The 10,609-nt window shown below is 42.4% G+C and carries 8 protein-coding genes; 3 read left to right on the top strand and 5 right to left on the bottom strand.

Annotated features, from left to right (window positions below; translation table 11 throughout):
* Nucleotides 1–71: 71 nt before the first annotated feature.
* Nucleotides 72–947, top strand: coding sequence for a sugar phosphate isomerase/epimerase (locus DW640_RS01875; RefSeq protein WP_008760103.1), 876 nt, complete (start codon nucleotides 72–74; stop codon nucleotides 945–947).
* A gap of 237 nt (nucleotides 948–1,184) precedes the next feature.
* Here the strand turns inward: DW640_RS01875 and DW640_RS01870 are convergent, their stop codons facing one another.
* Nucleotides 1,185–2,057 (bottom strand): thiol-activated cytolysin family protein, encoded by an 873-nt coding sequence (locus tag DW640_RS01870; protein ID WP_117576988.1) that lies wholly within the window; start codon nucleotides 2,055–2,057, stop codon nucleotides 1,185–1,187.
* Between the two features lie 10 nt (nucleotides 2,058–2,067).
* The gene (locus DW640_RS01865; protein ID WP_032850073.1) at nucleotides 2,068–2,787 is read right to left on the bottom strand and encodes a hypothetical protein; all 720 of its coding nucleotides are present in this window, start codon (nucleotides 2,785–2,787) and stop codon (nucleotides 2,068–2,070) included.
* Between the two features lie 820 nt (nucleotides 2,788–3,607).
* Between DW640_RS01865 and DW640_RS01860 the strand changes: the two genes are divergently transcribed.
* Together DW640_RS01860 and DW640_RS01855 are read left to right on the top strand one after the other, a co-directional pair.
* Nucleotides 3,608–4,021 carry an HU family DNA-binding protein gene (locus DW640_RS01860; protein ID WP_117576986.1) on the top strand — a complete coding sequence of 138 codons (414 nt, stop codon included), beginning with the start codon at nucleotides 3,608–3,610 and terminating at the stop codon, nucleotides 4,019–4,021.
* A 4-nt stretch (nucleotides 4,022–4,025) separates the two neighbouring features.
* Entirely contained in the window at nucleotides 4,026–5,825 is a 1,800-nt protein-coding gene (locus tag DW640_RS01855; RefSeq protein ID WP_117576984.1) for a hypothetical protein, read from the top strand.
* Between the two features lie 226 nt (nucleotides 5,826–6,051).
* On the opposite strand, the gene ccsA is transcribed toward DW640_RS01855, so the two are convergent.
* The 3 genes from ccsA to DW640_RS01840 are packed head-to-tail and all read right to left on the bottom strand — an operon-like array spanning nucleotide 6,052 to nucleotide 10,576.
* The gene (gene ccsA, locus DW640_RS01850; RefSeq protein WP_117576982.1) at nucleotides 6,052–8,487 is read right to left on the bottom strand and encodes a cytochrome c biogenesis protein CcsA; all 2,436 of its coding nucleotides are present in this window, start codon (nucleotides 8,485–8,487) and stop codon (nucleotides 6,052–6,054) included.
* Between the two features lie 13 nt (nucleotides 8,488–8,500).
* Nucleotides 8,501–9,646 (bottom strand): pteridine-dependent dioxygenase, encoded by a 1,146-nt coding sequence (locus DW640_RS01845; RefSeq protein WP_022470340.1) that lies wholly within the window; start codon nucleotides 9,644–9,646, stop codon nucleotides 8,501–8,503.
* A gap of 39 nt (nucleotides 9,647–9,685) precedes the next feature.
* Nucleotides 9,686–10,576, bottom strand: coding sequence for a hypothetical protein (locus tag DW640_RS01840; RefSeq protein ID WP_008760094.1), 891 nt, complete (start codon nucleotides 10,574–10,576; stop codon nucleotides 9,686–9,688).
* Nucleotides 10,577–10,609 lie beyond the last annotated feature (33 nt).

Genomic DNA, 10,609 nt, shown 5'->3' with positions numbered 1-10,609 from the left:
ATGCAGGATCACGGTGATGACGTTTGGTTCCGCAATATCCGCGTGAAGGTTCTTGACTAATGTAATATATCATGAAAACGAACTATTTATTAATCTTATTCGCATTGCTGCTGGCAATTCCGCAGGCAGCAGATGCAAAAAAGAAGAAAGACATTGCCATACAACTCTATTCGGTCAGAGACATCATAAATAATGGAACCGACCTCAACGTAGTTTTGAAGAATCTGGCGCAAATGGGATACACCAGCATCGAAGCCGCCAATTATGATAATGGCAAGTTCTATGGCAAAACTCCGGAAGAGTTTAAAAATGCTGTCGAAAAGGCCGGTATGAAAGTACTGTCTTCACACTGTTCCAGAGGATTGTCGGACAAGGAAGTGGCTTCCGGAGATTTCTCCGAGTCACTGAAATGGTGGGATCAAAGCATTGCCGCCCATAAAGCAGCAGGCATGAAATACATCGTAAATCCGGGAATCGGTGTTCCTAAAACAATGAAAGAGATGAAGATGTATTGCGACTATTTCAATGAAATAGGCAAAAGATGTCAACAGAACGGTATGAAATTTGGATATCATAATCATGCGCATGAATTTCAGAAAGTAGAAAATCAAGCGGTTATGTTGGACTATATGATTGAGAATACCAATCCTGAGTATGTCTTTTTTCAGATGGATGTATATTGGATAGTCAGAGGGCAGCACAGTCCTGTGGACTATTTCAACAAGTATCCGGGACGTTTCACCGTGCTTCATATCAAAGATGACAAAGAAATCGGAGATAGTGGTATGGTCGGATTCGATGCTATCTTCAGAAATGCAAAGGTTGCCGGCGTAAAGCATATTGTTGCTGAAATAGAAGGGTACAGTTGTCCTGTAGAGGAAAGTGTCAAGAAGAGTTTGGATTATTTGCTCGATGCTCCTTTTGTGAAGGCGTCTTATAGTAAATAGAAGTAAATACAGAAATAAGGAAACAGTAGGTTCACGCATCATTGCTTGAGTCTACTGTTTTTTTCTTAGTACTGCCCGGCTATTATTCTGAAAGATATGCGAAGTATTTATATACCAAATCATCGATGGCACTATAAAAGAAAACTTCTTCAAAACTACATGAACTTATTATTAGAACTGCTAATAATAAGGCAGGTATCACAATATGTGTTTGGGAAAGTTCTAATTTTTAAAATATTAGTTTGTAAACTTGTTAACAAAGACAGAATTATCTTTTAACCAGGCTGCTGTAAAGAAAATGGGGACCCCAAAATCATTTGGACTGATATCAGAGTTTATATAATCCAGTAGGTACTCCAAAGGGTTATCCGGTGTTATGTTTTCATTGGCAAGAGGATCCAAAATTAGTCCTCTGATTATTGAGCTAGCCATAATTGATTTGCTTTTTTCTGATATATCTCCCTTCTTGGTAGTGGATTTATTTAAGATCTCATTCAACGCAACCTTTACATCCTGATAATTAAGATCCGATTCAACAATTAGAATTGATCGTCTTCCAAATTCTATAGAACCAACATAAATAAGTTCGCTTAATTGCTCTTGGACTATCGGAGAGTTGCTCAGTTCCTCCTCAGGCATATCCATAGCAATGGAAAAATAACTCTGACTAATATCTAATACTGCCACTGTTTTATGAATTGGATTAGGAGATGTTATTTTGAATAAGTCGGATAGATCTATTTCCTCACCGAAAAATAAAGCTAGCTGTTCATAAGAATCTATCTGCTTCAACGTAAATGAAAACTGATAGTTAGGTTTCAATACATTATTTTCTTGCAGCTTTTGCTGAATAGCCCTAAGCATATTATCGTATGAAGGTATAATCGTTTCGGATTTTAAAGGCAAACTATAGCTAATTGTAATAGGATTCATTGACACATTAAGAAGTTGATGTACATCGTTAACATCATTCGCTTTCATAATACTGCCAATAAATACCTCATAAGGATTTTTGACCGCAAACTTGGTTGACGTATACTGATTATGTTGAGCAAAACTGCTAACATGGAGAATAGAAAAGAAAATGATATATATTATTACTGCTTTCATGTTTTCTATATTAAAGTTTAACTTCCGGGATTAATTCAAATGTGTACTGTACTCTTAGCCACGCCACCTGATTCTTTAGATTGTTACTGTTTCCACCCAAATATGTAACCAATTCGGAATATGATAATAATGAATATTTCTGCCCTATCACCGATAATGAACCATGCATATTGTTATCCTTTACCCAAAAGAAACCTGTATTAAGGATAAATGTGATTTCCCCATCTTTACTTCCACAATAGTCCCATATGCCAGTAACGCCATTGTATAAATATAAATCACCCTTATTCCATTCGGCTTTATACTCCTGAATTAACCCGCCTCGTTTGATGATTGATACAGAATCATTTTTGAATATAATTTTTTCAGGTTGAAACATTGTCACACGATCCCCAAAATACAGACTGGACTTATCAATATCTACTACCCCAGGTTCCTGTCCAGCTGGTTTATACTGTAATTCCACAATATTCATGGATTTCGGGTAATAGCTCAAAACGTTTATTGATGGCTGCTCAATGATCTTATGGTTATCATCAGAGCAAGATGTAGCCGCAATTGACACAAACAATATTAATAATAAAGAATTTAAATACCGCAATATCACTTTATCGCACCCTATAATCTGCAGGCATTGCCTACTTTGGCTCACTGAAAAAAAATCAAGTGTATTTTTAGATATGCTATCTAATGTTACTAATAGGGATAATGGTGCTTTTCTTTTTATCATCGCTAATATTTTTATAATAAGTATATTATATATAATATTTTATCCTGACTAAATATGTTTTGTTTGCAGGGTTTACCTCACAAACATATAAAAAACAGGAATGTTCTCATACAAACCCAATATTACTCCCAAAAGCTGAGATTTAACACTTTCAGTATATTTGAATCTCTTTACACAACCGGACCTGAAACGGTTTAAATAAGGAGCAAACTTACCGGATTTATTGATATAACTGAGATCAAAAAGCAATAGCAAGACGACTACCTAACTGAGATTTGGCCAAGTACTGTTTAATTTCACAAAAAAATAGCGCATCTCTAACGAACGAGGTGCGCTAATAATATCCCACCGAAATAAGCTTATAGATTTATATATTAAATTCCCAATATAGATTTAAGTTTCTGCAGATCTGCAGCTTGATCACTAATCCGTAATAATTATTTCTATAAATTACTCGCTAATCATTCTCCTTATCAAATCTCTATTCCTCGGATCATCCGCATTGATCACCTCTCCATCTCCACGACCAAACTTTTTACGTTCTTCCTCGCTAATTTTCTTGTAAGTCCAGTACTTATTCTTACCTTTGCATCGTCTTAACCGACAAGATGTTTTTACCAATTCATAAGGAAGAGTTAATTGTTTTTCCCACACAAACTAAAAATAATCCCTTATCTTTTAGCAACTTCATCTGTATGAATTAATCTGTTACATTTGAGCAACTATCCAGTTACACTTGTGCAATATTCCAGTTACACTTGTCTAGCACCGAAGTTATTCAACTGCATATAATCAATGGCTATTCAAAAAAGGAATTATTATGAGCATACTTTACAAAACAACCCGCTTCGCGGATACATTCACGGGAGATAAGGAGACAAATGTCCGGGCACAACTGTTATCATGGGATACACTGGACACCAAAGCATTCGTAGAATATCTGGCAACCAAATACAACCTATCCAAAGGAGAAGCATACAAAAGCCTCAGCATAGTACTGGAAGGAATGGAAGCCGTACTGAAAGACGGAAACATACTCAATCTGGACGACTTCGGCAGTTTCTCTCTAAACGGAAATTTCTGTGAAGACAAAGAGCCAGACGAAAACCACAGGGCAGAATCCATCCAAGTGAAAAACGTAGTTTTTAAAGCGGACAAGAATCTGAAGAAACGTATTTCAGCTGCCGGATTTGAGAAGTACAATCCAAAGAAACACAATAAACGGAAATATTAACTGCATGGAATACGATCGAATTTACTCCATCCGGAAAGGAGAATACTTTGCGGATGCGCTAAAACGTGCAGGAAAAGATTTTATTCCTACCAATTGCATCATCAACAAACTGCTGCCGGGACTGGGTGCCACGCACTGTGAACTCACAGCACCACGCAAATCCATTATCATCGAACCGAATGTACCCGTCATCGAGTCGAAAGCAAGGGTACATAAGAATGCACTTGCCGTCTATAAAGGTGTAAGCATCCGGCAGATCGCCGACTTTCTGGAAACAAACCGGGAGAAGGATTACAAACTACTGACTCCCCCCGAAGGCTTCAACAAGATAAAGGAAGCCATGCAAACGGTGGATATAGATATGTATACGGAATGCTTCATCTTGTTTGATGAATGCGAGAAGCTGGTACAGGACGTGCACTACCGTGACTCTATCCGCGAACCGATGAACGATTTCTTCCGTTTCCAGAACAAGGCACTGATTTCCGCTACGCCTATCGTACCCGAAAAGGACAGTCGTTTTGACGGTTTCATGCGGGTATTGATTCAGCCGGATTATGTCTATCGGCAGAAACTGAAACTGATTACTACCAACAATGTGCTGGAAACCCTGCAGGAAGTGATTGAAGCCAAGAGAGGAACTGTCTGTATTTTCTGTAACAGTATAGATTCGATAGACAGCTTCTACCGGTTGATACCCGAACTAAGCAATGCCTGCACATTCTGTAGCGAAGACGGACAATACAAGCTCTGGAAAGGAAACCGCCGCAAAAAATCAATGATGATCACCGAACTGGAACGTTACAATTTCTTCACCTCCCGCTTCTACTCAGCGGTAGACATACTCTGCAAAAATCCGCCTCATGTGATTTTCGTCAGTGACTTGTATGGTGCCGCGCAATCCGTTATTGACCCTGCCACCGAGGCAATCCAGATTATCGGACGTTTCCGGGGCGGAGTCAACAGTGTGACACACATCGCTTCTATCCGACCGGAACTGGAATGTATGTCTTCTTCTGAAATCGATCACTGGATTCAGGGAGCTTCCACCATTTTCAACGGCTGGAAAGCGCAACTGGCACGGACTACCAACATAGGCGAACGCACCTTACTACAGGAAGCCATCGGAGAAAACTCTTACCTCCCTTATCTGGACGAAAACGGAAAGCCAGATTCGTTTCTGATAGCCAACTTCTATGAAAAGGAACAAGTGAAACGCCTGTACACCTCTGCCGATCTGCTGCACCTTGCTTACGAGCAGACCGGATATTTTGTCTTCTCGCACGAAGAACGCCTGATGCCGGTTTCGGATAATGAACGCATGGCTATCCAGCATCGTCTGGCAAAGAAGAAACGGGCAGAACTGATCGTCCGAAAACTGGAAGAGATGGAAAAGATGAGCAGAGCTACCGACAAGAAAATACAGAAAAGGTATCAGCGTATGTTGATGAATCTGATTACTTCTACCGCCGACAGGTATATATACGACTGTTTCTGCCGCTTCGGAGCGGAATTTGTACGGGAAGCCGATTATAATGAGAATAAATTGCGGACGGCACTAAATGTGAGTAGCGAGCATACGATTAAGAAGTCCGGGCAAATGCGGACATATATCCAACGTGCTTTTCCTGTGGGTGCTGAAATATCCGTGCAGGAAGCGAAAAGTATGCTCAGACAGGTATATAAAAAGATGGGATTAAACACGGGACGGGGTATAACGACGAAAGAACTGGAACAATATGCGGAAATAGAAAACAGCAGGAATCGCGAAGCCAGAATGATTAAAATACTGAAACACAAATAAATGAAAAAAAATGCAGTTTTGATCCGGAAAAAGACAAAAACATCCTATAGTTTTTTGCAAACTTATTTTAAAAACAAGGCATTTTCAGAGGTAAACCACTGATTACAAGCGATGTGACATTTTTGTTTATCCCCATATAATACTTAGAATAAAGACAAAAATGTCACAAGCAGCTAATTCTATTATTTACCGAAACATATTTAGGTAAAACGGCAATTTTCCCGAATCATGAATACTTTTTCAAACACCTGCGTGCAAAGAGAGCCAAAGCAAGCACAACGCACAAACCCACTCCCCATATCCATAACAGTAAATCTCCCCCTTCGGTCTTTCCATAAGAGTGCAAGCCGCTCAGGTAGTAGTTTACTCCAAACCAAGTCATGATAATGGAGAGAATGGAGACTACGGACAGCAAGTTGAAACACCAGGTTGTTTTACCTTTCAGCAGCGGGATAAAACGGATATGAAGTACCAGTGCGTAGACAACAATAGAGATTAACGCCCATGTTTCTTTCGGGTCCCATCCCCAGTATCTGCCCCATGAGACATTCGCCCAGATGGCACCGAGAAAGGTTCCTGCCGTCATAAAGAATAAGCCGAGAATCATTGCCATTTCATTCAGTAAGGTAAACTCACGTATACGGAAGAGAAGCTTCACCCGATTGGTGGCAGAAAGCAGATTCATCAAGATAAGATTAAACAGTCCCGTCAGCGCACAAAGTGCAAAGAATACATAGCCGATCATGATAATGGCGACATGAGACATCAGCCAATACGACTGAAGCACCGGAACCAAAGGAGTTATTTCCGGATTCAGATGGTTCAGTCCTGCCACGAAAAGCATGATTCCGCCTAACAGTCCGGCAAGCGCAGGGAGAATACGGAAACGCCGGGCAAACAAGAGGCCTCCGCCAACGAGCAGCCAGGAAGTGCAGATCATTGATTCATAAGCATTCGCCCACGGTGCACGTTCGGAGATATACCAGCGCAGTAAGACACCGGTCGTGTGTGCAAGGAAAGCAGCGACCAGAAGAACAATCAGTATGCTGCTCAGTTTGCTCCCCCATTTGAAATCCGCGATAATCTCTCCGCAGGCTATGAAAAGTAAGATTCCGCCCAAAATCAGGTAAGCCAGACGACACCAGAAGAACAGGTTTAACTGATTATAGAGAAGCTCCGCTTTTACTCTCTGATTGTCAATAGCGGGAGTTTTACTTTTTGCCTGCTGGAAGATATGCATCATATCGACAATCTTGTCCGCTTCTTTCCAGTTATTAGTGCGGACACCATTACCCAATTCGTAGATATACCAATCCATGATTTTAGAAACAAACAGGGAATCCTTATCATGAAAGACGGTTTGTTCGTCACCTGCCGAGTACCATTTTCCCTGAACGTCGTTTTCGTCCGGGAAGAGGGGCAGAAGTTGATGTTGCATAATACGGTAGACAATATTCACCGATTCATCCAATTTTAACAAATCCGAATCCATTCGTTTCCGTTCTGAAGCGGCTTTTGCATAGATGGCATTCACTTCATCGGTCAGCACATAATTGCCATCGGCATCAAAGACATCCTGCCATGCGATGTATTTGCCGTCTCTTCCGAACCGTTGAAGAATTTCTTTATTATCGACCTTGATAAAAGGATAGCCACCCCACTCATCCGGAAAAGCGAGAAGATTCAGAAAGAACTGGTCTGAATTGATGTTGTTCAGCTTGTCCGCTCCGTAAAGTTTGCGCAGAATGGCGGAAGTGTAACTGTTGACAGGTTCAAGGCGACCATTAGGATTGAGCAGTACCAGACTGCCGAATTTCCGGGCGTGCGAAGCAGGGATGCAAGGTAGCTGCGAAGAAGAAAGCGTTTCCTGCGCATATAACGCCTGTGTACCCAAAGTACCGGATAGACCTAAGAAGAGAAGCAGACAGAAAGGAGCACGCTTTTTCATCTCCCCCAGTTCTCTGCGCAAACGACCGAAACGGGACTTCTTACTGAACAGAGTCAGCACAAAGCCAGCGAACAGCAGGAAATAGCCGATATAGGTAATCTGCATACCGGGACGGTCATAACTCACGGACAACACCGTGCCCTGCTCATCCGGATCGAACGAAGACTGAAACAAGCGATAACCATCCACTTCAATCACCTTGTTCATCCGGACCGTAGCCTGCAAAGGAGCTTCATTCTCCTTCTTTATCACCAGATCGCTTTCATAAGACATCGGACTGTGAGAGCCCGGATAACGCTTTAACCGAAAATCATCGAGAGTGACAGAAAAAGGCAGGGAGGCATTTCCCATCCCTGCCCCTTCATCGCGCATCATGCGGTCCACCGTTTCCCCCTCACGGATGTGCATGATTCCTGTTACTCCTGCATAGTGAGTAACAGCCGCCCCCAACCAAATAAAAACCAAAGCCCCATGAAAGAGCAGACTTCCTTTACTGATTCTTTTGAAATAACCTCCCTGAAGAAACATGGCCAACAGATTGACAGCCTGCAAGAGTTGCAACAAAATAAACCACGGAGCATAATAAAAGTATTCGCGCGCAAGGGCCGGACCGGACGAATTTTCCACAAAAGTGGCGATTGCCAGTACCAACGCATAAACTCCCGCCAATACGTACATCAACATCGGAGAAGCGATCAATCGAATCAGTTTCATCAGTTTTCTGTTTTTACAAATAAGCAATACCTTCTATTTCTACAAGCAGTTCTTCCCTGCATACATCGGCATAAAGATAGACAATAGGAACATCGGGACAAAGTTTGTCCATATCTTCTTTTACAATCTTTGCATCCTCCTCATGCTTCAGATACACACGGAGAAGTTCCAACTTGCCGGAATGTTCCGGAAGTTTTTCTCTCCCTTCTTCCAAACCAATCAGATGCTGGATGTTCTCCAGCGTGATTTCCGTCTGCACAAGCACATCGCCCGTCACTATACTTTCTTCACCACGAATGGCGGCTGTGCCGGATATATAAATCATCTCGCATTGATGATCGGACAGCGACTTGCCTCTTTCAAACTTGGGAGTTCCCTTCTCCGCATCCGTCCGGTGGCTGATCAGGACTTCATCCGAATAGACATGAGCAGCTTTCTGCCAGTCATTATCCAACGGGATAATCTCTATTCCTCCTTTGACAGCATTGAAATCTACCAGTATTCCACCATGCTGTGTCCCGATTCCTGTGGCCGCCGGATATCCGAAAGTCCATTCCGAAGAAGCATAAAACTGCGAACGTATATCATTAAAATCCTGATAACACTGATTGCCGTGCACAATATCCGTGATGCGTTCCAGATAATTCCACTGGCGGACAATATCACCGAAGCTCATCTGCTCCGCTTTCAGAATTTCTTCCGCTTTCCCGAACACCTGCTCCGACTGTTCGCGGACAGGAAGAGTCAAATCATCGGCATAGAGTCCTCCCGCTATTATTTCCCGATAATGACCGGAAGTAACCCGAAGGTAGCGGACGGAAGAAGCCATCTGTTCTTCTACCGTCACTTCCTCACCGACAGTTGCCGGCAACGAATGGACTTCCATGACCAGTTCTCCCACCAAAGGCTTTTGGGCTACGAGCGAAAGAACCGGACGGGGAGAAACGAAATGATTGTCCACCCATTGTTCCAGAAAAGACCGTTGGAGCTGATATTCCCGATTATCCTCACAGAATGTAAAGAATACAAGACGGACCACTTTTCCCCCATATTCCTTTCCTCCCCTGCGAACGGCTGACAGCAGTAATTCTTCTGCCATTCGTTCCCAGCTTTTTCCTTCCGCTTTATAGATCTCACATTTTATCCGATAATATTTCATATTGCAAACTTCAATGATTTTTTATGCCACAGACATCAATTAATGATACGAAGCTACTCCCGCCGGCTTATCTGTACTATATACGGAAGACATCGTCTGTAGTTCCGGAGTATTCTCCAGAGAGTAGAGCACATTCTTCTGGCGGTCTACCAGCAGCAGATGTACTTTCTCTTTCGGGTTCACGTGTCCCGTCCAGTTCGTAATCAGGAAACGTCCGTCGGAGAAGTACTGAAAACCTCCGAGAAACTTCAAAGGCTTTCCGGGAATATCCGCATTCGATATTTCCCAGATCGTTTTTCCTTCCGGAGTCACTTCTATCAATCTTGGATTCTGATCTTTATCGGCAACAGCTATCAGCGTATGTCCGTTAGGCAGACGAGTCAGCGAATGAGGACCGCCGGGAACATCCAGCTTCCACACCACCTTTCCGTTTGCATCATACTCCTTCACACACTGGTCTCCATAATGAGCTACGAGGAAATGACCGTTATCCAGCCGCCGTGCATTACGCATGAATGCGAATCCGCCATCCTTCACGCCTTTCGGCAGGATGCAGGTTTCTTTCACAATCTTCCCTTTGGGAGATATCTCCAGCATCCGTCCGGTAACACATTCGCCAACGAAAGTATTACCATTCTTCAGACGTTGGCAGGCAAAGACCGGACTTTTTGATTCATAATGGAAAATGGTATCGTTCTGACGGGTCATTTCGAGTACTCCGTGTCCGGTGGTGAAGAGGATATTGCCGTTAGGCAATATCCACAAATCATTAGAATCGGGCGCTTTGTGCTTCCACACCATTTGGTTGTTTTCCATCACAAATACGATTCCCTGCGAATAATCGGCTCCGGCAAACGTCTTGGTCTGTGCAAACAGAGAAGAGGCAGAGAGCAGAAGCGACAAAAACGCAACACTACATATCTTTATCATATTCTTTATCATATTCATATTAACAAAAAAGAG

It is taken from the genome of Bacteroides sp. AM23-12 (assembly GCF_003434395.1).
Taxonomy (GTDB): domain Bacteria; phylum Bacteroidota; class Bacteroidia; order Bacteroidales; family Bacteroidaceae; genus Bacteroides; species Bacteroides thetaiotaomicron.
This window is presented reverse-complemented; position numbering and strand designations above follow the sequence as displayed.

Excerpts from the sequence above, each read along its gene's own strand:
- DW640_RS01875 (WP_008760103.1), top strand. The coding sequence starts at position 72 with ATGAAAACGAACTATTTATTAATCTTATTCGCATTGCTGCTGGCAATT.
- DW640_RS01870 (WP_117576988.1), bottom strand. The coding sequence starts at position 2,057 with ATGAAAGCAGTAATAATATATATCATTTTCTTTTCTATTCTCCATGTT.
- DW640_RS01865 (WP_032850073.1), bottom strand. The coding sequence starts at position 2,787 with ATGATAAAAAGAAAAGCACCATTATCCCTATTAGTAACATTAGATAGC.
- DW640_RS01860 (WP_117576986.1), top strand. The coding sequence starts at position 3,608 with ATGAGCATACTTTACAAAACAACCCGCTTCGCGGATACATTCACGGGA.
- DW640_RS01855 (WP_117576984.1), top strand. The coding sequence starts at position 4,026 with ATGGAATACGATCGAATTTACTCCATCCGGAAAGGAGAATACTTTGCG.
- ccsA (WP_117576982.1), bottom strand. The coding sequence starts at position 8,487 with ATGAAACTGATTCGATTGATCGCTTCTCCGATGTTGATGTACGTATTG.
- DW640_RS01845 (WP_022470340.1), bottom strand. The coding sequence starts at position 9,646 with ATGAAATATTATCGGATAAAATGTGAGATCTATAAAGCGGAAGGAAAA.
- DW640_RS01840 (WP_008760094.1), bottom strand. The coding sequence starts at position 10,576 with ATGATAAAGATATGTAGTGTTGCGTTTTTGTCGCTTCTGCTCTCTGCC.